The 23,283-nt window shown below is 75.4% G+C and carries 19 protein-coding genes; 11 read left to right on the plus strand and 8 right to left on the minus strand.

Annotated features, from left to right (window positions below; translation table 11 throughout):
- From ATM99_RS01630 to ATM99_RS19150, 3 genes are all read left to right on the plus strand, one after another.
- The coding region (locus tag ATM99_RS01630) for an aminotransferase class I/II-fold pyridoxal phosphate-dependent enzyme (protein ID WP_150118061.1) at nucleotides 1-1,256 on the plus strand (1,256 nt) is incomplete at its 5' end.
- Nucleotides 1,253-1,897 (plus strand): hypothetical protein, encoded by a 645-nt coding sequence (locus ATM99_RS19145; RefSeq protein ID WP_062101214.1) that lies wholly within the window; start codon nucleotides 1,253-1,255, stop codon nucleotides 1,895-1,897. The genes ATM99_RS01630 and ATM99_RS19145, both read left to right, overlap by 4 nt.
- A complete protein-coding gene (locus ATM99_RS19150; RefSeq protein WP_062101215.1) occupies nucleotides 1,894-2,862 on the plus strand; it encodes an NAD-dependent epimerase/dehydratase family protein in 969 nt (322 codons plus the stop codon). Before ATM99_RS19145 ends, ATM99_RS19150 begins: the two co-directional genes overlap by 4 nt.
- A gap of 54 nt (nucleotides 2,863-2,916) precedes the next feature.
- Here the strand turns inward: ATM99_RS19150 and ATM99_RS01645 are convergent, their stop codons facing one another.
- From ATM99_RS01645 to ileS, 3 genes are read right to left on the minus strand one after another with little or no spacing between them, the layout of a single operon-like run.
- On the minus strand, nucleotides 2,917-3,576 hold the full coding sequence (locus ATM99_RS01645; protein WP_062101216.1) for a TetR/AcrR family transcriptional regulator: 660 nt from the start codon (nucleotides 3,574-3,576) through the stop codon (nucleotides 2,917-2,919).
- Nucleotides 3,569-4,945, minus strand: a complete 1,377-nt coding sequence (locus ATM99_RS01650) for a folylpolyglutamate synthase/dihydrofolate synthase family protein (protein ID WP_062101217.1) — start codon at nucleotides 4,943-4,945, stop codon at nucleotides 3,569-3,571. Before ATM99_RS01650 ends, ATM99_RS01645 begins: the two co-directional genes overlap by 8 nt.
- Complete coding sequence (gene ileS / locus ATM99_RS01655) at nucleotides 4,942-8,193, minus strand: isoleucine--tRNA ligase (protein ID WP_062101218.1); 3,252 nt, start codon at nucleotides 8,191-8,193, stop codon at nucleotides 4,942-4,944. The genes ATM99_RS01650 and ileS overlap by 4 nt, the downstream gene beginning before the upstream one ends.
- Nucleotides 8,194-8,504: 311 nt before the next feature.
- Between ileS and ATM99_RS01660 the strand changes: the two genes are divergently transcribed.
- On the plus strand, nucleotides 8,505-9,185 hold the full coding sequence (locus ATM99_RS01660; protein WP_062101219.1) for an HAD family hydrolase: 681 nt from the start codon (nucleotides 8,505-8,507) through the stop codon (nucleotides 9,183-9,185).
- Nucleotides 9,182-9,937: an HAD hydrolase-like protein gene (locus tag ATM99_RS01665; protein ID WP_062101220.1), complete on the plus strand. Its 756-nt coding sequence runs from the start codon at nucleotides 9,182-9,184 to the stop codon at nucleotides 9,935-9,937. Before ATM99_RS01660 ends, ATM99_RS01665 begins: the two co-directional genes overlap by 4 nt.
- On the opposite strand, the gene ATM99_RS01670 is transcribed toward ATM99_RS01665, so the two are convergent.
- Nucleotides 9,891-10,403, minus strand: a complete 513-nt coding sequence (locus ATM99_RS01670; RefSeq protein WP_062101221.1) for a phosphoribosyltransferase — start codon at nucleotides 10,401-10,403, stop codon at nucleotides 9,891-9,893. The two genes, ATM99_RS01665 and ATM99_RS01670, sit on opposite strands and share 47 nt — an antisense overlap.
- Before the next feature lie 89 nt (nucleotides 10,404-10,492).
- On the opposite strand from ATM99_RS01670, the gene ATM99_RS01675 reads away from it, so the two are divergent.
- The 5 genes from ATM99_RS01675 to ATM99_RS01695 all read left to right on the plus strand — a co-directional run bounded on the left by ATM99_RS01675 (nucleotide 10,493) and on the right by ATM99_RS01695 (nucleotide 16,482).
- The gene (locus ATM99_RS01675; protein ID WP_062101222.1) at nucleotides 10,493-11,521 is read left to right on the plus strand and encodes a S66 peptidase family protein; all 1,029 of its coding nucleotides are present in this window, start codon (nucleotides 10,493-10,495) and stop codon (nucleotides 11,519-11,521) included.
- A 162-nt stretch (nucleotides 11,522-11,683) separates the two neighbouring features.
- Nucleotides 11,684-12,328, plus strand: a complete 645-nt coding sequence (locus ATM99_RS01680) for a hypothetical protein (protein WP_062101223.1) — start codon at nucleotides 11,684-11,686, stop codon at nucleotides 12,326-12,328.
- A 76-nt stretch (nucleotides 12,329-12,404) separates the two neighbouring features.
- Nucleotides 12,405-14,759, plus strand: coding sequence for an HAD-IC family P-type ATPase (locus ATM99_RS01685; RefSeq protein WP_062101224.1), 2,355 nt, complete (start codon nucleotides 12,405-12,407; stop codon nucleotides 14,757-14,759).
- 18 nt (nucleotides 14,760-14,777) lie between these two features.
- A complete protein-coding gene (locus tag ATM99_RS01690; RefSeq protein ID WP_062101225.1) occupies nucleotides 14,778-15,644 on the plus strand; it encodes a formate/nitrite transporter family protein in 867 nt (288 codons plus the stop codon).
- A 79-nt stretch (nucleotides 15,645-15,723) separates the two neighbouring features.
- Complete coding sequence (locus ATM99_RS01695) at nucleotides 15,724-16,482, plus strand: MerR family transcriptional regulator (RefSeq protein ID WP_062101226.1); 759 nt, start codon at nucleotides 15,724-15,726, stop codon at nucleotides 16,480-16,482.
- A 45-nt stretch (nucleotides 16,483-16,527) separates the two neighbouring features.
- On the opposite strand, the gene ATM99_RS01700 is transcribed toward ATM99_RS01695, so the two are convergent.
- From ATM99_RS01700 to ATM99_RS01715, 4 genes are all read right to left on the minus strand, one after another.
- Complete coding sequence (locus ATM99_RS01700; protein WP_062101227.1) at nucleotides 16,528-18,342, minus strand: ABC transporter ATP-binding protein; 1,815 nt, start codon at nucleotides 18,340-18,342, stop codon at nucleotides 16,528-16,530.
- Nucleotides 18,339-20,258: an ABC transporter ATP-binding protein gene (locus tag ATM99_RS01705; RefSeq protein ID WP_223304756.1), complete on the minus strand. Its 1,920-nt coding sequence runs from the start codon at nucleotides 20,256-20,258 to the stop codon at nucleotides 18,339-18,341. Before ATM99_RS01705 ends, ATM99_RS01700 begins: the two co-directional genes overlap by 4 nt.
- 99 nt (nucleotides 20,259-20,357) lie before the next feature.
- Nucleotides 20,358-21,122 carry an SDR family oxidoreductase gene (locus ATM99_RS01710; RefSeq protein WP_062101228.1) on the minus strand — a complete coding sequence of 255 codons (765 nt, stop codon included), beginning with the start codon at nucleotides 21,120-21,122 and terminating at the stop codon, nucleotides 20,358-20,360.
- 67 nt (nucleotides 21,123-21,189) lie between these two features.
- A complete protein-coding gene (locus ATM99_RS01715; protein ID WP_062101229.1) occupies nucleotides 21,190-22,146 on the minus strand; it encodes a cyclase family protein in 957 nt (318 codons plus the stop codon).
- 140 nt (nucleotides 22,147-22,286) lie between these two features.
- On the opposite strand from ATM99_RS01715, the gene ATM99_RS01720 reads away from it, so the two are divergent.
- The coding region (locus tag ATM99_RS01720) for a prolyl oligopeptidase family serine peptidase (protein ID WP_150118062.1) at nucleotides 22,287-23,283 on the plus strand (997 nt) is incomplete at its 3' end.

Consider the following 23,283-nt stretch of genomic DNA (forward strand, 5'->3'; position numbering starts at 1 on the left):
AGACCGCCGCGGCCGCACCTCCCGTGCCGGACCGCGGCCGCCCCGACGAGCTGCCCGAGGTGCGCGCGACCACGGCCCGGCTCACCGACGCGGCGGCCGGCGGCGGCCTGCCGTACTACCTGCCGCACGACGGCCGGATCTCCGCGACGACGAGCGTCGGCGGCCGCGAGCTGGTGTCGTTCAGCTCGTACAACTACCTCGGGCTCACCGGGCACCCGCGCGTCGTCGCGGCGGCGCAGGAGGCCGTCGAGCGGTACGGCACGTCCGTCTCCGCGGCCCGCATCCTGTCCGGCCACCGCCCGCTGCACGACGACCTGGAGCACGCGATCGCCGGGCTGCTCGGCACGCAGGACGCGGTCGTGCTGGTCGGCGGCCACGCGACCAACGCCGGTGTCGTGCCGCACCTGTACGGCCCCGACGACCTGGTCGTGCACGACGCGCTCGTGCACGACTCGGTGCAGCAGGGCATCGCGGCGTCGGGCGCCGCGCGGCACGCCGTGCCGCACGGGCGCGCCGACCTCGTCGAGGAGGCGCTGCGCGCACGGCGGCACCGGTTCCGCCGCGTGCTCGTGGTCACCGAGGGCGTCTTCAGCATGGACGGCGACCTGCCCGACCTGCCGGCGCTCGTCGCGTCCGCGCGGCGCCACGGCGCGCACCTCATGGTCGACGAGGCGCACAGCGTCGGCGTGCTCGGTGCGCACGGCGGCGGGGTGTGCGAGGAGCTGGGCGTCGACCCGGCGGACGTCGACATCCTCATGGGCACGCTGTCCAAGAGCCTGTCGTCGTGCGGCGGGTACCTCGCAGGGCACCGCGACCTCGTGCAGCACCTGCGGTACACGCTGTCGGCGCTCGTGTTCAGCGCGGGCCTCACGCCCGCGAACACGGCCGCGTCGCTCGCGGCGATCCAGGTGATGCGCGACGAGCCCGAGCGGCTCGCGCGGCTGCGTGCCAACGCGCAGCACTTCCTCGCGGGCGCCCGCGCCCGCGGGCTCGACGTGGGCCCCGCGGTCGGCGTGCCGGTCGTCCCGGTCGTCGTCGGCGACTCGGCCGCCGCCGTCGAGGTCGCGCGCCGGCTCGCCGAGGAGGGCGTGAGCGCCAACCCGATCGTGTTCCCCGCGGTGCCCGACGCGCAGGCGCGCCTGCGCTTCTTCCTCACGAGCGAGCACACCGTCGAGCAGCTCGACCACGCGCTCGACGCCACCGCCCGGAGCCTGGCCGCCGCCGGGGTCCGCACGTCCGAGCGGGTGCCGGCGTGAGCGCCGCGGTGGTGCACGCGCCCGGCGCCGACGTGCAGCTGCTGTCCCTCACGGCGACGGCGGACTGGCGGACCCACCCCGACGTGCGCGCGGCCGTCGCCGCGGCCGCGCTGGCCGCAGGCGCCGAGCCCGGACCGGCGCTCGACGAGGTCGTGGCAGCCGTCCTCTCGCCCGCGCGCTACGTGCACGCCGTCGGCGGCGCGTGCGTCGGGGTGTCCGCGTCGCACGAGGCCGGCCGGACCTACGTCGCCGTCGCGCCCGCCGCGGTCGTGGTCGACGCGTGCGCGATGGACCGGTGGGCGCAGGTCACGACCGCCGGTTCGCGCGCGTTCACCGCCGCCGAGCGGGCCGCGGTGCGGACGCCGTGGGACGCGGTGCGCGCGTGGACCGCGCTCGAGTGCGCCGTCAAGGCGGGCGGCGCCGACCTGCTGCGCCCCGACGACCGCGCGCCGCTGCTGGTGCCGGGCGCGCACGGCGTCCCCGTGGTCCCGGGCGAGGGCGCCGGGCTGCACCTCGTGCACCACGCCGGCAGGCTGCGCGCGGTGTGCGTGCGCGTCGCGGTGGCCGTCGGCGCGCGCGTGCCCGCGCCCCGGCCCGCTCCCGACCAGGCGGCGCTCGCGCTCGCGGCGGTGCCGGCGTGAGCGCCGCGCCGACGGCCGTCCTGGGCGCGTCGGGGCAGGTCGGGCGACTCGTGCTCGACGCGCTCGTCGCGGCCGGGCACGAGGCCGTCGCCGTCGGGCGCACGGCGCCGCGCGACGTGCCCGACGGCGTCACGGTGCGGGTCGTCCCGTCCTACGACGGCGTCGCGCTGGCCGACGCGCTCACGGGGTGCGGCGCGGTCGTCGCGACCCTCGGACTGCCGTACCGGTCGGCGGTCTGGACCGCGCAGTGGCCGACGCTCGTCGCGGCCGTGACCGCCGCGTGCCGCGGCACCGGGCTGCCGCTGACGTTCCTCGACAACGTGTACGTCTACGGCGACGCGCGCGAGCCGCTGCGCGAGACGACGCCGCTGCGCCCGTGCAGCCGCAAGGGCGAGGCGCGGCTCGCGGGATGGCACGTGCTCGCGGCGCACGCCGACGCCGGCCACGACGTGGTCGTCTGCCGCGCCGCGGACTTCCTCGGCCCCGGCGCGTCGCTCGGGATCGTGCCGTGGCCGGCGGTCGTCGCGGCGGCCGGCGCCGGTCGTCCGGCGCTGCCGTGGCTCGGGGACCCCGACGCGCCCCACTCGTTCGCGCTCACGACCGAGGTCGCGGCCGCGCTCGTGCAGGTCGCGCACGACCCCAGCATGCGGACCGACACCGTGCTGCACCTGCCGGCCGTCGAGCCGACGACGGGCCGCGCGCTCGCCGACGCGCTCGGCCGCGTGCGCACCGACGGCCGCACCGTGCGCCTGCGTGCGCTGCGCTCCCCGGTCGTGCGTGCCGCGGCCCTCGTCAACGGTGCGGCGCGCGAGCAGGCCGAGATGATGTACCAGGTCGAGCACGAGCAGCTCGTGGACGACTCGGTGGTGCGCGCGCTGGGCTGGTCGGCCCCGCGCACGACCGTCGCCGACGTCGCGGCCCTCGCGCACGCGCGCGCCGAGCGGGACGCCCGCGTCGGCGGGTGACGCCGGGTCGGCGGGTGGCCCCGTCGTCAGCGGGCCACCCGGTGGCGGCCGGCGTCAGCGGGCGACGGCCCCCAGCACGCCCGCGAACGTCTCGGTCGCTGCCCGCACGGCCGTCGCCGTCGCCGCGGCGTCGGGCTCGTCGACCGTGAACGCGCGCTCGTACAGCCCGACGCCGACCGCGACCACGTCCCGCGTCGGCAGGTCCAGGCGTGAGCCGGTCCGCGCCAGCACGTCGTCGAGGAGCGTCGCGAGACCCGCGAGCAGGTCCTCCTGCGCGTCGAGCAGCACGCGACGGGCCGCCGCGTCGTGCACGGCGGCGCCGCGCAGCTCGGTCACGACGCCGAACCAGCGCGCCTCGGCGCCCACGCTCCCCGCGAGGCCCGCCAGCGCGACCGGCACGACGTCCGCCGCCGGCACCGCGCCGCGCGTGCGCTCGACCTCGCCGAGCACCGCGTGGCGCAGGCGCGCGACCTGGTGCGCGTTCGCGCTGCGGTACAGCGCGCCGACCAGCTCCTCCTTCGAGCGGAAGCTCGAGTAGAACGCGCCGCGCGTGTACCCGGCCCGCGCGGTCACGGCGCCGATCGTCGTGCGCAGGTAGCCGGTCTCGAGGAACTGCTCGTACGCGGCGTCCAGCAGCGCGCGCCGCGTCGCCGCGCGCCCGCGCGCGTCGCCGGGCACGGGTGACGCGGTGGCGGGCGGCGCGGCGTCAGGCACGGCCGAGCAGCACCCGCGCCTCCGCGACCAGCAGGATCGAGCCGGTGACGAGCACGCCCGCGCCGCGCTCCTCCTCGCCCTCGGCGCGCTGCACGGCGACGTCGATCGCGTCGGGCAGCCGCGCGGCGACGTGCACGCGGTCCTCGCCGAACACGTCGATCGCGACCTCCGCGAGATCGTCGGCGTCCAGCGCGCGGGCGCCCGACGCCTGCGTGACGACGACCTCGGCGAGCAGCGGCTCGAGCGCCGCGAGGATGCCCTCGGGGTCCTTGTCCGCCATGACGCCCACGACGCCGACGAGCCGCGTGAACTGGAACGCCTCCTCGACCGCGTCGGCGAGGGCCTCGGCCCCGGCCGGGTTGTGCGCACCGTCGACCAGGACCGTCGGGCTCGACCGCACGACCTCGAGCCGCCCGGGGGACGTCACGTCCGCGAACGCGGCCTCGACGACCGAGCCGTCGAGCGCCGCACCACCCGTGAGCAGCGCCTCGGTCGCGACGAGCGCGAGCAGCGCGTTGTGCGCCTGGTGCTCGCCGTACAGCGGCAGGAACACCTCGGTGTACACGCCGCCGAGCCCCCGCAGCGCGACGACCTGGCCGCCGACGGCGACCTGCCGCTCGACGACCGCGACGTCGACGTCCTCGCGCACGACCCGCGCACCGCGCTCGGCCGCGACGGCGAGGACCACGCCCTCGACGTCGTCGGTCTGGTGCGCGAGCACGAGCGTCGCACCGTCCTTGACGATGCCGGACTTCTCGGCGGCGATCTCGACGAGCGTCTCGCCGAGGTACCGCTCGTGGTCCATCGCGACCGGCGTGATGACGGCGACCTCGGCGTCGACGAGGTTCGTGGCGTCCCACCGGCCGCCCATGCCGACCTCGACGACCGCGACGTCCACGGGTGCGTCGGCGAACGCCGCGTACGCCATGACCGTGAACACCTCGAAGAACGACAGCCGGTGGCCGCCGTGCTCGGCCGCGCGCGCGTCGACCATGTGCACGTACGGCGCGACGTCCTGCCAGACCTCGACGAAGCGCTCGTCGCTGATCGGCTCGCCGTCGATGCTGATGCGCTCGTTGACGCGCGTCAGGTGCGGGCTCGTGAAGCGTCCGGTGCGCAGGCCGTGCTCGCGCAGCAGCCGCTCGACCATGCGCGCGGTCGACGTCTTGCCGTTCGTGCCCGTGAGGTGCACGGTGCGGAACGCGCGCTGCGGGTCGCCCAGCAGCTCGAGCACGTCCCGCACGCGGTCGAGCGACGGGTCGATGTCGTGCTCGGGCGCGCGCGCGAGGATCGCGCGGTACACCTCGTCCGCCGCGGCGCGCGCCGCCCGGGCGGCCTCGTCCTTCAGGTGGTCGGCCCCGCCGCTCATGCGTCCGCCTTCGTCAGGTGCACGGCCACGTCGGCCGCGTCGGTCGGCTCGAGCGTCACCGACGCCGCGAGGGTCTCGGCGGCGACGAACGCGCGGTGCGCCTCGACGTCCGCCACGTGGCCGGCGGGCACGCCGAGCACGAGGTCGATGCGGTCGGCGACGTGCAGGCCGGCGGCCTTGCGCGCGTCCTGCACCGCCCGGACGACGTCGCGCGCGTAGCCCTCGGCCAGCAGCGCGGCGTCGAGCGCGAGGTCGAGCACCACGACGACGCCGCCGGGCAGCACGGCCGCCGCGACGTCACCCCCACCGCCCTCGCCGACGACGGTCGTCAGCTCGTACTCGGCGGGCTCGAGCGCGACGTCGCCGTCGTCGGTGGTCACCACGACCGTGTCGCCCTCCACGCGCCAGGCCCCCGCACGGGCCGCCTTGATGACGTGCTGCACGGACCGGCCCAGGCGCGGGCCGGCGGCGCGCGCGTTGACCGCGAGCCGCTGCACGATCCCGAACCGCTCGGTGGTCTCGGCGTCGGCGGCCACGACGTCGACGTGCTTGACGTTGAGCTCGGCCGCGAGCAGGTCGGTGTACGGCGCGAGCGCCGCCGGGTCGGCAACGGCCACGGTGAGGCGACGCAGCGGCTGCCGCACGCGCACCTGGTGCGCCTTGCGCAGCCCGAGCGCGGCGGACACCACGGCCCGCACCTCGTCCATCGCGGCCACGAGCGCGTCGTCGTGCACGAGCGCCTCGTCGGGCGTCGGCCAGTCGGTGAGGTGCACGCTGCGCCCACCGGTCAGGCCGCGCCACACCTCCTCCGTGACGAGCGGCGCGAGCGGCGCCATGACGCGCGTGAGCTCCTCGAGCGCGGTCCACAGCGTGTCGAACGCGTCGGCGTCCTCCGACCAGAACCGGTCGCGCTGCGTGCGCACGTACCAGTTGGTCAGCACGTCGAGGTGCTCGCGCACCGACTCGCACGCGGCCGGGATGTCGTACGCGTCGAGCTGGGCCGTGAGCGTCGCGCCCAGGTCGGCCGTGCGCGCGAGCAGGTAGCGGTCCATGGGCGGCAGGCCCGCGGCGCGATCGGCCGTGACGCGCCGCGCCGCGTACCCCCGCCCGCCGTCCGCGGCACCCGCGTACAGCGTGAAGAAGTAGTAGGTGCTCCACAGCGGCAGCAGCACCTGGCGCACACCGTCGCGGATGCCCTCCTCGGTGACCACGAGGTTGCCGCCGCGCAGGATCGTCGACGACATGAGCGACCAGCGCACCGCGTCGGACCCGTACTTGTCCCACATGAGCACCGGGTCGGGGAAGTTGCGCAGCGACTTGCTGGCCTTGCGGCCGTCGTCGCCCAGCACGATCCCGTGGCACATGACGTTGCGGAACGCGGCACGGTCGAAGATCGCCGTGGCCAGCACGTGCAGCGTGTAGAACCAGCCGCGCGTCTGGCCGATGTACTCGACGATGAAGTCGCCCGGGTAGTGGTGCTCGAACCAGTCGCGGTTCTCGAACGGGTAGTGCACCTGCGCGAACGGCATGGACCCCGAGTCGAACCACACGTCGAGCACGTCGGGGATGCGACGCATGGTCGAGCGCCCGGTCGGGTCGTCCGGGTTGGGGCGCGTCAGGTCGTCGATGAACGGGCGGTGCAGGTCGGGCTCGCCGCGGTCGTTGAGCGGCAGGCGGCCGAAGTCGGCCTCGAGCTCGGCGAACGAGCCGTACACGTCGACCCGCGGGTACGCGGGGTCGTCGCTCACCCACACGGGGATGGGCGTGCCCCAGTAGCGGTTGCGGCTGATCGACCAGTCGCGCGCGTTGGCGAGCCACTTGCCGAACTGGCCGTCCTGGATGTGCCCGGGGATCCACTCGATGCCCTGGTTGAGCTCGACCATGCGGTCCTTGAACGCGGTGACGCGCACGAACCACGACGACACGGCCTTGTAGATCAGCGGGTTCCGGCACCGCCAGCAGTGCGGGTAGGAGTGCTCGTACGTCTCGTGCCGCAGCACCGCGGCCCGGTGCGCCGCGTCGACGCGCGCGAGCGGGCCCGTGCCGGCCTTGAGGTCGGCGATGACCTGCTTGTTCGCCTCGAACACCTGCACGCCGGCGTAGTCGGCGACCTGCGCGGTGAAGCGGCCCTTGGAGTCGACGGGCACGACGGGCGTGATGCCCGCGGCGTCGCACGTGGCCATGTCGTCCTCGCCGAACGCGGGCGCGAGGTGCACGACGCCCGTGCCGTCCTCGGTCGTGACGAAGTCCGCCGCGAGCACCTGGTGCGCGTTCTCGTGGCCCGGGAAGTAGTCGAACGGCGGCGTGTAGCGGCGGCCGACGAGGTCGGCGCCCGTGAGGGTCGCGACGACCGTCGGCTCGTCACCCAGCTCGCGGGAGTACGCACCGAGGCGCGCGGCGGCGAGCACGACCCGCTCCCCCGGGTGCGCGTCGGCGAACGGCGACCCGGGCTGCGGCTCGACGACGACGTACTCGACGTCGGGGCCGACGGCGACCGCGAGGTTGGACGGCAGCGTCCACGGCGTCGTCGTCCAGACCAGCACGAGCTCGCCGGTCTCGAGCCGGAACCCGACCGTGAGCGCGGGGTCCTGGCGCGAGGCGTAGACGTCGTCGTCCATGCGCAGCTCGTGGTTGCTCAGCGGCGTCTCGTCGCGCCAGCAGTACGGCAGCACCCGGTAGCCCTCGTAGGCCAGGCCCTTGTCGTACAGCTGCTTGAACGCCCAGATGACCGACTCCATGAAGCTCGGGTCGAGCGTCTTGTAGTCGTGCTCGAAGTCCACCCAGCGCGCCTGGCGGGTGACGTAGTCCTGCCATTCCTGCGTGTACGTGAGCACCGACGTGCGGCACGCGTCGTTGAACGCGGCGATGCCCATCTCGTCGATCTGGGACTTGTCGGTGATGCCGAGCACGCGCTCGGCCTCGAGCTCGGCCGGCAGGCCGTGCGTGTCCCAGCCGAATCGGCGCTCGACACGGCGCCCGCGCATGGTCTGGTAGCGCGGCACGACGTCCTTGGCGTACCCCGTGAGCAGGTGCCCGTAGTGCGGCAGGCCGTTGGCGAACGGCGGGCCGTCGTAGAAGACGTACTCGTTGTCGCCCTGCTCGCCGGCCGGGCGCTGGTCGATCGACGCGCGGAACGTGCCGTCGGCCTGCCAGTACGCCAGCACGTCGCCCTCGAGCGCGGGCAGGTCGGGGCTGGGCGGGACGCTGGCGGCGGTGCCGTCGGACGTGCGGTGCAGCGGGTACGCCACGGTCGGTGCTCCTGGTCTCGCGCACCTGGGCAGGTGCGGCACGGCCACGAGGACGACGCCACCCGGACCGGCCGGGCACCACCGCGGTACCACCTCGCTTGCCGAGGACGCGCCCCGACCACTCTCCGACGGCTGTGACGGGCCTGCCCCGTCCGGTTCTACTGAGGCCCCGCCCACCGGGCGGGTCCCGTTCTTCCGGAGGCTCACCGGTGATGGCCGGGTCGACGCCTGTACGCACCAGTGTATCGACGCCCGTCCCGGACGTCGTCACCGATTCGGTCCCCCCGCGCACGTGGGGCACGATCGGTCCCATGACCTCCCCCCGGCCCGTGGCCCTCCTCGACCTCGACGGCACCCTCATGGACTCGGCGTCCGGGATCGTGGCGTCGGTGCGTGCGGCGTACGAGCGCGTCGGGCTGCCCGTGCCGAGCGAGGCCGTCATGCGGTCCTTCGCGGGTCCGCCGCTCGGCTGGTCGCTCGCGACGCACGGCGTCCCCGCCGAGCTGCTCGACGACGCGGCCGCCGCGTACGCCGACCACTTCGGTCGCGTCGGAGTGTGGGACACGCGCGTGTTCGACGGCATCCCGCAGGCGCTCACCGCGCTGCGCGAGGCCGGCGCCCTGCTGGTCGTCGCGACCGCGAAGCCGCAGCGGTGGGCCGCGCCGATCTGCGACGAGACCGGGCTGACGCCGCTGCTCGACCACCTCGTGGGGGCGCCGGACGACGAGTCGGAGTCCAAGGGCCAGATCATCGGCCGCGCGCTGACGTGGGTGCGCGAGGCGACCGGTGACGCGGGGTTCCGCGCCGTCATGCTGGGCGACCGCGAGCACGACGTGCACGGCGCGGCCGAGCACGGGCTGCCGTGCCTCGGCGCGGGCTGGGGCTACGCCGACGGCGACGAGCTGCGCGAGGCCGGTGCCGTCGAGGTGCTGACGTCGACGTCGCAGGTGCCGGCAGCGGTGCTCGCACGGGTCACGGACCGACCCGCGTGACCGGACCCGCCGCGGCGCCCGCCGACGCACCGCTCGCGCTGCTCGACCTGGACGGCACGCTCACCGACTCGTACCCCGGCATCGCGGCGAGCGCGCGCGTCGCGTTCGCCGCGCTGGGTCTGCCGGTGCCCGACGACCAGGCGTTGCGCCGGTTCGTCGGGCCGCCGCTGCCGTCGTCGTTCGCGCTGTTCGGCGTGCCGCCCGAGCGCGTGCCCGAGGCCGTCGAGGCGTACCGCGGGTACTTCCGTGAGCAGGGCATGTGGCAGAACAGCGTGTACGACGGCGTGCCCGAGCAGCTCGCGGCCCTGCGCGCCGCGGGCGTGCGGCTGGCCGTCGCGACCAGCAAGCCCGAGGTGTTCGCGCGCCCGATCTGCGAGCGCTACGGCCTGACCGAGCACCTCGAGGGAGGCGTCGACGGCGTGTTCGGCGCACCGCTGGACGACGTGCCGTCGACCAAGGCCGACGTGATCGCCGCGGCGCTCGCGGCGCTGACGCCGACCGGCCCGGTCGTCATGGTCGGCGACCGCTCGCACGACGCGGTCGGCGCCGCCGCGCACGGGCTGCCGTGCCTGGGCGTCGCGTGGGGCTACGCCGAGCCGGGCGAGCTCGAGGACGGGGGCGCGATCGGCGTGGTGCCGCACGTCGACGGGCTCGCGGCGGCTGTGCTCGACGCGCTCGCAAGGGTCACCGGGGCGCTCCCCGAGGTCAGCGGGCCGGCGTCACCGGCGGCAGGGCCGACCACGGGAACGTGATCCAGCGGTCCGTCTGGCGCCACACGTAGTCGGGCACGACCACCGAGCGCGGCTTGTGGTAGAGCACCGCGGTGCGGACCTCGGAGCAGTCCTCGCTCAGCAGCCGCTTGACCAGCGCGAGCGTCTCCCCCGAGTCCGCCACGTCGTCGACGACGAGCGCGCGCAGGCCCTGCACGGCCTCGGTGTCGAGCAGCGGCGGCAGCACCGCCGGCTCAGGCAGCGTCGTGTCGACGCCCGTGTAGAACTCGACGTTCATGGTGCCGACGGCCTTGGTGCCCAGCGCGTAGGCCAGCGCACCGCCCGGCGGCAGGCCGCCGCGCGCGACCGACACGACGACGTCGGGCACGAACCCCGAGTCCGCCACGGCCTGCGCGAGCTCGCGCACGGCGTCCCCGAACCGCTCCCAGCCCAGCACCTCGCGGTCGGCGGGCATCTCCTGGCCGGGTGCGGCCTCGGTCGTCGTCATGGCTCCATGGTGGCGCATCGCACGCCGTGCACCGACCACGGCGCCGCACCCGTCGCCGCCGCAGCGGCGGCACCGCTACGGTCGCGCGGGTGATCACGTTCCCGCGCCCCCTCGTCACCGGTGACGTCGTCGGCGTCACCGCGCCGTCCGCGGGCATCACGCCCGGCGAGCGCGCACGGCTCGAGGTCGCGCTCGACGCGTTGCACGCGCACGGCTGGCGGACGCGCGTCGGCGACGTCATGGGCGGCGACCGCATCTCCGCCGGGCCGCCGGAGGCCCGCGCGGCCGAGCTCACGGCGATGCTCACCGACCCCGAGGTGCGTGCGGTCGTGCCGCCGTGGGGCGGGCACGTCGCGATCGACCTGCTGCACCGGCTCGACTGGGACGTGCTGGCCGCGGACCCCACCTGGTTCGTCGGGCTCTCGGACGTCTCGACGCTGCTGCTGCCGCTCACGCTGCGCACGGGTGTCGCGACGCTGCACGGCCAGAACCTCATGGACACGCCCTACCGCGTGCCCGAGCCGCTGCTGCCGTGGACCGAGGTCGTCGCGGCCCCAGCGGGGGCCACGCTCGTGCAGGGCGCGGCCCGGGCGTGGCGGTCGGGCCCGCACGTCGACTACGTCGAGCACCCGGAGGTCGCCGAGCACACGCTCGACGCGCCTGGCGGGTGGACGCGCGTCGACGCCGAGGGCGACGTCGACGTGACCGGGCGGCTGGTCGGCGGATGCCTCGAGACGGTCGCGCACCTCGCGGGGACGCCCTACGGCGACGTCGCGGGTTTCGCGGCCACGCACGCGCCCGAAGGGCTCGTGGTGTACCTCGAGTCGGCGGGCTCGGACGCCGCCGACGTCACGCGGCGTCTGTTCGGGCTGCGCTACGCCGGGTGGTTCGACGCCGCCACGGCCGTGCTGCTGGGCCGCACGCAGGGCCGCGAGGTGCCCGAACTCACGCACCACGACGCCGCGCGGCGCGCGCTGGGCGACCTCGGCGTGCCGGTGCTCGTCGACGTCGACTGCGGGCACGTGCCCCCGCACCTCGCCCTCGTCAACGGGGCGCTCGCCCGGGTCGTGCACACCGCCGCCGGGTCGAGGATCGAGCAGCGGCTCGTCGGGGCGTGACGCGGCCCACCACCCGCGACGCCCGCCCCACCGGCGCGACCGCTCGCGAGTTGCGCCCGTGACGTGCACCGATACGTTCGAAGGGCACGAGAACGACAGGGATGGCCCGTCCGTCCCCGCGATCGAGCCGCGATCGTGTCCGCCCACGGAAGGACGACACCCATGATCACGACGACCCCGCGCACCCGCCTCCCCCGCCTCGTCGGGGCGAGCCTCGCCGCCGGGGGTCTGGCCCTCGCGCTGGCCGCCTGCGGCACCGACGACGCCTCCGGCGACGGTGCGACAACCCCCGCCGCGACGCCCGACGGCATGACGTCGCCCACGCCCGACGCGCCGACCCCGACGCCCACGTCGGACGACGCGGGCGGCGCCGACCCGGCCGCCCTGACCGACGGCAGCACGCTGGTCGACATCGCGACCTACGCGTCCACCTGGGTGGTCACGACCGTCGAGGGCGCCGTGACGACGCTCGAGAACCCGTCGACGTCCGAGGTGCCGTACACGTGGGTGATCGAGCCCGCGGGCGCCGAGGGCACGTCGCTCGTGCGGTCGAGCGCGACCGTGGACGAGCGGGACCTGTGCCTGTCGCTGCCCGGTGCCGACGTCGTCGGGCTCGCGGAGTGCGACGACGCGAACCCGAACCAGCAGCTGCGCGTCGTCTCCCTCGACCAGCCCGAGCAGGTGAACATCTCGAACGACAACGGGTACCTCGTGGCCGACCAGGAGGGCGGCCTCGCGGTGGAGTCCGAGCCGGGCAGCCCCGCCAGCGTGTTCACGCTGACCGCGCGCGGGCCCGCCGAGGGCTGACCCGCGACCCGCACCTCGCGCAGCGCCGCCCCGGGACCGTACGGCCCCGGGGCGGCGCTGCGCCTAGCCTGTCCGCGTGGAGCCCCTGACCAGCAGCGAGGTAGCCGACCGGATCAGCCGCGGCGAGGTGAACCGCGTCGAGCGCTTCACGAGCCGCAGCGCGCGCGACATCGTCGTCGCGAACGTGTTCACGCGCGTCAACGCGATCTACTTCGTGCTGTTCCTCGTCGTGGCCTTCACCGGGCACTGGCTGGACGGTCTGTTCGGCCTGCTCATCGTCGTGAACAGCGCGGTCGGCATGGTGCAGGAGATCCGCGCCAAGCGGACGCTCGACCGGCTCGCCATCCTCAACGCCTCGACCGTCACGGTGGTCCGCGCCGACGGCGAGCTCGCGCTCGACCCGGCCGAGATCGTGGTCGACGACGTGGTCGAGGTCTCCGCCGGGGACCAGGTGCCGGTCGACGGCGACCTGCTGAGCACGCACGGCCTGGAGGTCGACGAGTCGCTGCTCACCGGGGAGTCCGAGGCGCTGGCGCCCGCGGTCGGGGCGCCGCTGCTGTCCGGCAGCGTGGTCGTGGCCGGGACCGGCCGGCTGCGCGCGACGCGCGTCGGCGAGCACGCCTACGCGGCGCGCCTGGCCCGCGAGGCGTCGACCTACTCGGCGCCGTCGTCGGGCCTGCGCGCCGGGATCGACACGATCCTGCGGTACCTGACGTGGGTGCTCGTGCCCGTCGGCGCGCTCATGGTGTGGAACCAGCTCACGCAGACCTCGCTGCCGCTCGACGACGCGCTGCGCGGCATGGTCGCCGCGCTCGTGCCGATGGTGCCCGAGGGCCTGGTGCTCATGACGAGCGTCGCGATGGCGGTCGGCGTGATCCGGCTCGGGCGGCGCCAGTGCCTCGTGCAGGACCTGCCCGCGATGGAGGCCCTGGCCCGCGTCGACGTGGTGTGCTTCGACAAGACCGGGACGCTCACCGAGGACGGCATGCGCGTCCGCGAGCTCGTGCTGCTGGACGGCACGCAGGACGAGGCGTGGGCGGCGCTCGCGACGATCGGCGCCGGCGAGAGCCGGCCGAACGCGAGCATGCGCGCGATCCTCGAGGCGACCGACGCGGTCCGGGGCGACGACGCGACCGCGCGCGTGCCGTTCTCGTCGGCGCGACGCTGGGCGGCCGCGCAGACCCCGGCCGCGACGTGGGTGGTCGGTGCGCCCGACGGCCTGCTGCCCGGCCACCCGGTCCTCGAGCGCGCCGCCGAGGAGTCCGCGGGCGGCCGGCGCGTGCTGGCCCTCACGCGCAGCACGGCGCCGCTGGCGGGCACGGCGCTGCCCGCCGGGCTGACCGCGGTGGCGCTCGTCGTGCTGGACCAGCGGGTGAGGCCCGAGGCGGCGGGGACGCTGCGGTTCTTCGAGGAGCAGGGCGTCACGCTCAAGGTGATCTCGGGCGACGCGCCCGTGGCGGTCGCGGCGGTGGCCGAGCAGGTGGGGCTCCCCCACGCGCAGGACGCCGTGGACGGCGGCGGGCTGCCCACCGACCCCGACGAGCTCGGGCGGGTGGCCGAGGACGCCAGCGTGTTCGGCCGCGTCCGCCCCGACCAGAAGCGCGAGCTGGTCCGTGCGCTCGCCGCGCGCGGTCGCACCGTCGCGATGACCGGCGACGGCGTCAACGACGTGCTGGCGATGAAGGAGGCCGACGTCGGCGTCGCGATGGGCAGCGGCAGCCCCGCGGCGCGCGCCGTCGCGCGCCTCGTGCTGCTCGACTCGTCGTTCGCGACGCTGCCGTTCGTGGTCGCCGAGGGGCGCCGCGTGGTCGCGAACATCGAGCGCGTCGCGACCCTCTTCCTCTCCAAGACCGTGTACTCGGTGCTGCTCGCCCTGGTGGTCGCGCTGACCGCGCTGCCGTTCCCGCTGCTGCCCCGCCACGTCACGCTCATCGCGTGGTTCACGATCGGCATCCCGGCCGCGGTGCTCGCGCTCGCGCCCAACCGCGAGCCCGCGCGCGACGGGTTCGTCTCGCGCGTGCTGGCGGCCGCGGTGCCCGGCGGCGTGGCCGTGGCCGTGGCCGCGTACGGCGCGTACGCGGTCGCGCGGTCGGTGATCGGCACGGGCTCCGCGCACACCGTGCCGACCTCGACGGCCGCGTTCCTCGCGCTCGTGGTGGTGGCCTTCGACATCCTCGTCGACGTCGCGAGGCCGCTGCGACCGTGGAAGGTCGCGCTCGTGACCGCGATGGTCGGGGCGATGACCGCCGTCGTCGCGCTGCCGCTCGGGCAGCGGCTGTTCCAGCTCGACCCGACCGACCCGCGCGTGCTGCTGGTCGCGGGCGGCGGGGCCGCGGTCGGCCTGGTGCTGCGTCGCGTGCTGCGGGTGGCCGTCCGGGCGTGGGCGGACCGGCGGGCGGCGGGTGCGCCGGACGCACCCGCACGCCCCTGATGTGGGAGGTTGTCGACCGTGAGCGACCCCCGCCCCGGCCTGCCCGGCCTGTTCCCCGGCAAGCACTTCATCAGCACGGTCCTCGAGGCCCTCGAGACCAAGACGACGATGTCCGGCGCCCTCGGGCGGCGCTACCTCATGCGCGCCGCCATGGCCGGGATCATCATCGGGCTGCTCTACGGCGCGCACTACGCCGTGATCGCGGCGTTCGACGCGGTCGTGCTGGGCGGGACGTCGCTGTCCCCGCTGGGGCGGATCGCCGGGGCGCTGACGTTCGGCTGGGCGCTCGTCTTCATCTACTACTCGCGGTCCGAGCTGCTGACGTCCAACATGATGATCGTCACGATCGGCGCCTACCACCGACGCACGTCGTGGGCCCGCGCCGCCCGGCTGCTGGGGCTGTGCTACCTCGGCAACCTGGCCGGCGGCGTGCTCGTCGCGCTGTTCGTGCGGTTCTCGACGCTCGCCGAGGGCGCCGTGCTCGACCAGATGGTCGGCGCGGTCGAGCACAAGCTCGCGTACGTCGCGGACGGGCCGACCGGCTGGGTGGACCTGCTGGTGCGGGCCGTGCTGTGCAACTTCTGCATCAACCTCGCGATGCTGCTCGTCTACAACGGGCTCATCAAGGAGGACCTCACCAAGTCGCTCGTCATGATCGTCGCGGTGTTCATCTTCGCGTTCCTCGGCCTGGAGCACTCGGTCGCCAACACGGTGCTGTTCGCGATCGTCGGGCTGCGCGAGGGCCTCGACCTGGGGCTCGCGGCCGGCAACGTCGGCCTCGCTCTGCTCGGCAACTTCCTGGGCGGCGGGCTGCTCATCGGCCTGTACTACGCGTACGTCAACGACGACTCGCGCTGGCTCAAGGAGCACCCGCCGGAGGACTGAGGGCCCGGGCTTGACCTTGACGCTGCGTCAGCTCCTACCGTCGAGCAGGTCCACGGACGGAGCACGACGAGGAGGAGCGGTGGAGGCGTCGATCCAGGAGGTCGCCCGGCTGACCGGCACGACCAGCCGCACGTTGCGTCACTACGACGCGATCGGGCTGCTGGCCCCCAGCCGCGTCGGCGACAACGGGTACCGCTGGTACGACGGCGACGCGCTCGTGCGCCTGCAGCGGATCCTGCTGCTGCGCGACCTCGGGCTCGGCCTGGGCGAGATCGGCCGCGTGCTCGACCGCGAGACCGACGAGGAGACGGCGCTGCGCCGGCACCTCGCGTGGCTCGCGGCCGAGCAGGACCGCCTCGCCCGGCAGGCCGCGTCGGTGCGCCGGACGCTGTCCGCACGACGAGGAGGGAGCACACCCGTGCTCGAGGAGATGTTCGACGGGTTCGACCACGGCGAGCACCGCGAGGAGGTGACGGAGCGCTGGGGCGCCGAGGCGTACGCGGCCGGCGACACCTGGTGGCGGGGCATGAGCGACGACGAGCGCACCGGCTGGCAGGAGCGGTCCGCCGCGCTGGCCCGCGACTGGGCCGCCGCCGCGGCGCACGGCACGGACCCCGCGTCCGACGAGGCGCAGGAGCTCGCGCGGCGGCACGTCGCGTGGCTCGCGTCGGTGCCCGGCACACCCGGGCACGGCGGCACGCCCGTGCGGGAGTACGTCACCGGACTGGCCGACATGTACGTGGCCGACCCGCGCTTCGCGCGCCACTACGGCGACGACGACGCCGGTGCGGCGTTCGTGCGCGACGCGCTGCACGCGTACGCCGCGCGGCACCTCTGACAGGGCTCGGTGCCCCGGCGCACGTGCGCCGGGGCACCGGGGGGCTCATGCGCTGCGCAGCGAGTCCTGCCACTGCCGGTGCAGCTCGGCGAACCGGCCGCCCGCCGCGACGAGCTCCGCGGGGCTGCCGTCCTCGGTGACGCGCCCGCCGTCGACCACGAGCACGCGGTCGGCGTGCATGACCGTCGACAGCCGGTGGGCGATGACGACGGCCGTGCGCCCGGTGAGCAGCGTGCGCAGACCGTCCTGCACGAGCTGCTCGCCGGGGATGTCGAGCGAGCTCGTCGCCTCGTCGAGCACCAGCACCGCCGGGTCGGCGAGGAACGCGCGCGCGAACGACACGAGCTGGCGCTGCCCGGCCGACAGGCGCACGCCGCGCGTGTCCACCTCGGTGTCGTAGCCGTCGGGCAGCGACGCGACGAGGTCGTGCACGCCCACCGCGCGGGCCGCGGCCTCGATCTCGGCGCGCGCGGCCCCGGGCCGTCCGAGCGCGATGTTCGCCGCGACCGATCCCGAGAACAGGTAGGCCTCCTGCGTGACCATGACCATCGCGGTCCGCAGGTCGCGCGGGTCGACGTCGCGCAGGTCCACGCCGTCGAGCAGCACGGCGCCCTCGCGCGGGTCGTAGAACCGTGCGAGCAGCTTCGCGACCGTCGACTTGCCGGCGCCCGTCTCCCCCACGAGCGCGACCGTCTGCCCCGCGGGCACGTGCAGGTCGAGCCGCGGCAGCACGCTCGGCCCGTCGCGGTACCCGAACTCGACGCCCGCGAACCGCACGTCGCCCGCCGGCTCGCGCAGCCGCACGGGGCGCGCCGGGTCCGGCACGGTCGGCTCCTGCGCCAGCAGGCCCGACAGCTTCTCGAGCGCCGCGGTCGCCGACTGGAACGAGTTGTAGAACATGCCGATCTGCGCGAGCGGAGCGAAGAACCGGCGTGCGTACAGCACGGCCGCGACGAGCACGCCGACGTCGAGCGCACCGTCGAGCACGCGCAACCCGCCGACCAGCAGCACCGCCGCGACCGTCACGTTGCCGATGAGCACCAGGCCGGTGTCGAACACGCCGTTGACGCGGATCGCCTCGGCGTTCGCGGCCCGGTACTCCTCGGCCTCCGCCTCGTAGACCTGCGCGACCTGCCGCTCGCGGCGGAACGCCTGCACCGCGCGGATGCCCGTCATGGTCTCGACGAACCGCACGATCACCCGCGCGACGGCCGTGCGGCTGCGCCGGTACTGCACCTGCGAGCGCACCTGGAACCAGCGGGTCAGCACGACGCCCGGGACGACCGCGACGAGCAGCACGAGACCGCTGCGCCAGTCGAGCAGCACGAGGCCCGTCGCGGTGAACACCATGGCGAGCCCGCTCGCCGCGAGCGTCGTCACGCCGCCGTCGAGCAGCTCGCGCAGCGCGTCGAGGTCGGACGTCTGCCGCGAGATGATCCGGCCCGACGTGTACCGCTCGTGGAACTCCAGGCTCAGGCGCTGCGTGTGCCGGAACACGCGCCGCCGCAGGTCGAGCAGCACGGCCTGGCTGACGGTGGCGGCCATGCGCACGGTCGCGGCCGTGAAGAGTCCCGCGACGAGCGCGGTGAGCGCGTACCCGCCCGCGACGAGCAGCAGCGGTCCGGCGTCGCCGCCGCGCAGCGCGGGCAGGCCCCGGTCGATGCCGACCGCGACGAGCGCGGGCCCGGCGACCAGCGCGAGCTGCGCGACCACGACGACGAGCGCGGTGAGCCACGCGCGGCGCGCGACGGGTCGCAGCAACGAGCCCAGCAGCCCGAGCGAACGGGCGCGCACCTGGGCCGGTGACAGGCCCGCGTCGTGGTCGTCGACCTCGGGCGGGTGCGGTGCGGTCGTGGTCATCGCGGCACCTCGCCCGCGGTCACCCGGTCGGCACCGGCGGCCCCGACGGCTCCGGGCCCGTCCGCTCCGGCGTCGTCCGCGGACGCATGTTCGAGCACCGCCGCGTCGTCGAGCGCCGCCGCGTCGTCGAGCACCGCCGCGTCGTCGTCCTGCGCCGTCAGCACGTACCGGTAGTGCGAGTGCGTCGCGAGCAGGTCGGCGTGGCGACCCACCCCGGTGATGCGGCCGTCCTGCAGCACGGCGACCCGGTCGGCGAGCGCGACCGTGGACGTGCGGTGCGCGACCACGAGCGTCGTGGTCCCCGCGAGCACGCGCCGCAGCCCCTCGGTGACCTCGGCCTCGGTGGACACGTCGAGCGCCGACAGCGGGTCGTCGAGCACGAGCACGCGCGGGCGGCCCACGATCGCGCGCGCGAGCGCGACGCGCTGCCGCTGCCCGCCGGACAGGCTCATGCCCTCCTCGCCGATCACGGTGTCCACACCCCGCGGCAGGCGGTGCACGAACCCGGCGCGCGCGACGTCGAGCGCGACCCGCACGAGCTCGTCGGCGTCGGCGTCGGGCATCGTCGCGAGCCGCTCGACCGGCACGCCCATGAGGACGTTCTCGCGCACCGACGCCGAGAACAGGATCGGGTCCTCGAACGCGACCGCGACCGCGCCGCGCAGGTCGTGCCGCGTGAGGTCGCGCACGTCGACGCCGTCGAGCAGCACCGCGCCGCCCGTGACGTCGTACAGCCGCGGCACGAGCTGCAGGAGCGTCGTCTTGCCGCTGCCCGTCAGCCCCACGAGCGCGGTCGTCGTCCCCGGCTCGAGGACCAGGTCGACGCCGTCGAGCACCGCGCGGTCGCCGTGCGCGAACCGCACGTCGCGCAGCTCGACGCGCGAGCCGTGCGCGGGTGCGGGCGGCAGCGCGGCCGGCGCCGCGGGGTCCGCGAGCGCGGGCACGGCGTCCATGACGTCGAGGTAGCGGTCGGTGCCCGCACGCGCGTCCAGCGTCATCGCGAGCAGCTGACCGAGGCTCTCGACGGGCCGCGTCATGACGGCCGCGGTCGCGAAGAACGCGACGAGCGCGCCGATGCTCACGCGGTCAGACGCCGCGAGCCACACGCCCAGGCCGAGCGCGACCGCGAGCGTCGTCTCGGGGATCCACGCGAGCGCGAACGACATGCGCGACTGCGCGCGCGCCTTGTCGAGCTCGGTCCCGCGCAGCTCGTCGGCCTGCCGCGCGAAGTCGTCGAGCGCGTCGTCGCCGCGACCGAACGCCTTGAGCACGCGGATGCCGTGCACCGACTCCTCCACGCTCGTCGCGAGGTCGCCCGCCTGGTCGCGCGCGCGCCGCGCGACCACCTTGTAGTCCTGCCGGAACCGGAAACCGAGCCAGATCACCGGGATCGCACCCGCGAGGTAGACCAGGCCGAGCAGCGGGGTCGTGACGAGCAGCAGCGCGGCGCCGACCACGACGGTGGTCGACGACACCACGAGCTGCACGAGCCCGAACACCATCCACCGGCGCACCATGTGCAGGTCGCCCATCGACCGCTGCAGCAGCTGGCCGCCCGCGCGCCGGTCGTGGAACGCCACCGGCAGGTCGAGCAGGTGGCGGAACAGGTCGGTGCGCATGGTGCGCTCGACGCTCGTGCCGGGCGTCGCGATGAGTGCGCGGCGGCACCACACGAGGAACGCCTCGAGCACGCCGAGGGTGAGCACGAGCAGCGCGGCGTGCACGACGGCGGTGCGCGACCCGTCGGTCAGCAGGGGGCCGTTGACGACCCCGCGCAGCACCTGGGGCACCGCGAGCGCGAGCAGGCTGGCGACCAGGGTCGCGCTGCCGCCCGCGACGACGCGCGGCAGCGCGGGCCGCGCCCAGCGCACGAGGCGCAGCAGGGCACGCGTCGTCGAGGTCTCGGCGGGGGGCACCCGGTCAGCCTAGGTCGGTGCGCCGACACCGCACCCGGAGCGAGCCCGGAGCGGGCCCGGTGCTGCGCGGTGGAGGACGGACCGGCGTCGAGACGCGCGTCAGACCCCCGTGCGGGCGATCGTCGTGTTGTTGGCCTGCGCGCGCGGGCGCACGACCAGCAGGTCGACGTTGACGTGCGGCGGGCGCGACAGGCTCCACGCGATCGTGTCGGCGACGTCCTCGGCGACGAGCGGCTGGTACCCCTCGTACACCTGGGCGGCGCGCTCGGCGTCGCCGCCGAACCGCACGAGCGAGAACTCCTCGGTCGCGACCGCGCCCGGCGCGATCTCGACCACGCGGATCGGCTCGCCGACGAGCTCCCACCGCAGCGTGGTGGCGAGCATGCGCTCGGCGTGCTTGGCCCCGGTGTACCCGGCGCCGCCCGGGTAGGCGCCGTGCGCGGCGGTCGACGTGACGACGACGACGTCGCCCGCACCGCGCTCGCGCAGCAGCGGCAGCACGCCCTGCACGACGCGCAGCGTGCCGAGCACGTTGATCTCGTACATCGCGCGCCACTGCTCGAGGTCGCCGTCCTCGACGGCGTCCTGCCCGAGCGCGCCGCCGGCGTTGTTGACCACGGCGTCGAGCCCGCCGGTGTCCCGCACGTGCGCCACGAGCGCGCTGACGTCGGCGTCCTGCGTGAGGTCGGCGACGACCGTCTGCGCGCCGGTCTCCTGCGCGAGCGCCGCGAGCCGGTCGCCGCGGCGTGCGGTCGCGACGACGTCCCAGCCGTCGGCGCGCAGCCGTCGCACCGTGGCGGCGCCGATGCCGGACGAGGCGCCCGTGACGAGCGCGCGGCGGGGACGGTCGGTGGACGTGGTCATGCGGTGCTCCAGGGGGTGAGGCGGTGGTGAGACAGGGGTGCGGCAGGTGGGACGGGCGGGGCGTCCGCTACTTCAGGACGAGGGCGTTGGCGGTCGAGCCGATGCCGCCCGGGGCGTGCAGGGGCGCGCTGGTCAGCATGCCCTCGTGGCGGCCGTCGGCGCGACAGTCGGCCACGAGGTCCGCGAGGTGCCACAGCTCGCCGAGCAGCATGCCGAACGAGCCGATCAGCGTCCGGTGCAGGAACCGGACGGGCTCGGGCACGCCGCCGGCGGGCGGCGGCCACGCCTCGACCGCGTAGCTGTCCGACGCGACGCCGACGGCGTGCAGGTCCCACAGGTAGCGCGCGACGTCCTCCGTCTGCGCGAGTCCGGGCGTCGTCACCGCGCCCGGCAGCCGCTCGCGCGTCGCCGCGTCCTGCGCCGCGTACCACTCCCCGAACCCGGTGTGGAGCAGCAGCACGTCGCCCGGTCGGTGCGTGAAGCCGCCGTGCTCGGCGGCCGCCCGCAGCTCCTCCACGCCGTAGCGGACCGTCGACGACGGGTCGTGGTCGACCCCGGCGGCGGCGAACGTCGCGGGCATGTCGAGCACGACCGCACGCCCCACGATCCCGTGCCGCGCCCACCGGTCCACCGTGTTGCGCGCACCAGAGGTGACCTGCGCGAGCGTCGCGCCGTTGTAGAAGACCCCGGCGTCGTACCCGACGTGCGCGAGCGAGTCCCACTGGCTGCCCGCCTGCGGGTGGAAGCGGTCGTACGCGTCGTCGAGCAGGAGCCCCGACATCGCGGTGGTGACGTGGTGCTCGGCGGCGGCGCGGTCCGGGTGGAGCGGCGGGTGGTAGCGGTCCAGCGGGTGGTCGAGCGGGAACGTCGCGCCCCGGTGGACGAGCGCAGCGGCCTCGCGGACGCGCTCAGGGGTCAGGAGGTTGAGCAGCCCGAGCTCGTCGTCCGCGCCGAAGACGTGCCAGCCGAGACGGCCGCCGGCCGGGCCCTCGGGCAGGTCGTCGTAGGACGGGAGGGTGACCACGCGGCGACACTAGCGCTCACGGCCCGCACGGGTCTCGACAGTTTCGAGGCCGCAACCGAACCGTTTCGGCGGTGGCCCCCGTCCGCGCGCCAGGCGCACGGTGGGCGCTCGACGACCGTGTCGAGGACGAGGAGGTCACCATGACCAGGACCCGCGGCTCGTGGATCGCCGGCACCGTCGCCGGCGTGCTCGCCGCCACCGGCGCGCTCGTCGGGGTGAGCACCCCGGCGCAGGCCGCCCAGACCATCACGAACGTCGCCTACGCCCCTGCCGAGCCGGCCGGCAGCCGGGGCCACCTGCTCGACCTGTACCTGCCGGACGGCCCTGGCCCGGCGCCGCTGGTCGTGTGGTCGACCGGCTCCGCGTGGACGTCGGACGACGGCAAGGCCGGCGCCGCGGCCGTCGCGCAGCAGCTCAACGCGCGCGGCATCGCCGTCGCCGGTGTGAGCGTGCGGTCGAGCTCGCAGGCGAAGTTCCCGGCGCAGGTGCACGACGTCAAGGCGGCGATCCGCTGGCTGCGCGCGAACGCCGCGCAGTACCGGATCGACCCCGCGCGGTTCGCGACGATGGGCGACTCGTCGGGCGGGTGGGTCGCGAGCATGGCCGCGCTCACGAACGGCGTCGCCGCGCTCGAGGGGCAGGTCGGCACGACGGGCGTGTCGAGCGACGTGCAGGCGGGCGTCGACTTCTTCGGGCCGACCGACTTCCTGCGGCTCAAGGAGCAGGACCCGAACGGCTGGATCGACCACGACAGCCCGTCCGCGCCCGAGGCGCAGCTGCTCGGCTGCGCGATCCCGTCGTGCCCCGACAAGGCCCGGCAGGCCAACCCGCTGACATATGTCGACGCGAACGACCCGCCGATGCTGCTGCTGCACGGGCGCGCCGACACCGTCGTGCCGCACGCGCAGACCGAGATCCTCTACGCGGCGCTCAAGGCGGCGTGCGTCGACACCCGGTTCTTCTCGGTCCCGGGCGCCGGGCACAGCCACCCCGACGTCACGAGCGCGGCGCGGTACGGCCAGCAGACCGTGCGCACGGTGCGCGGCTGCCAGGAGACCGTGACGCAGGGCTCGCCGAACCCGAGCTGGGACACGATCGCCGCGTTCCTGCAGGACGCGTGGGCCGACGCGGGGCCGC

This window comes from Cellulomonas sp. B6, assembly GCF_001462455.1.
Lineage (GTDB): Bacteria > Actinomycetota > Actinomycetes > Actinomycetales > Cellulomonadaceae > Cellulomonas.

What these genes read in the sequence shown, in the direction of transcription:
- ATM99_RS01650 (WP_062101217.1), bottom strand. Translation starts at nt 4,945, where the DNA reads ATGAGCGGCGGGGCCGACCACCTGAAGGACGAGGCCGCCCGGGCGGCG.
- ATM99_RS01660 (WP_062101219.1), top strand. Translation starts at nt 8,505, where the DNA reads ATGACCTCCCCCCGGCCCGTGGCCCTCCTCGACCTCGACGGCACCCTC.
- ATM99_RS01670 (WP_062101221.1), bottom strand. Translation starts at nt 10,403, where the DNA reads ATGACGACGACCGAGGCCGCACCCGGCCAGGAGATGCCCGCCGACCGC.
- ATM99_RS01680 (WP_062101223.1), top strand. Translation starts at nt 11,684, where the DNA reads ATGATCACGACGACCCCGCGCACCCGCCTCCCCCGCCTCGTCGGGGCG.
- ATM99_RS01700 (WP_062101227.1), bottom strand. Translation starts at nt 18,342, where the DNA reads ATGACCACGACCGCACCGCACCCGCCCGAGGTCGACGACCACGACGCG.
- ATM99_RS01710 (WP_062101228.1), bottom strand. Translation starts at nt 21,122, where the DNA reads ATGACCACGTCCACCGACCGTCCCCGCCGCGCGCTCGTCACGGGCGCC.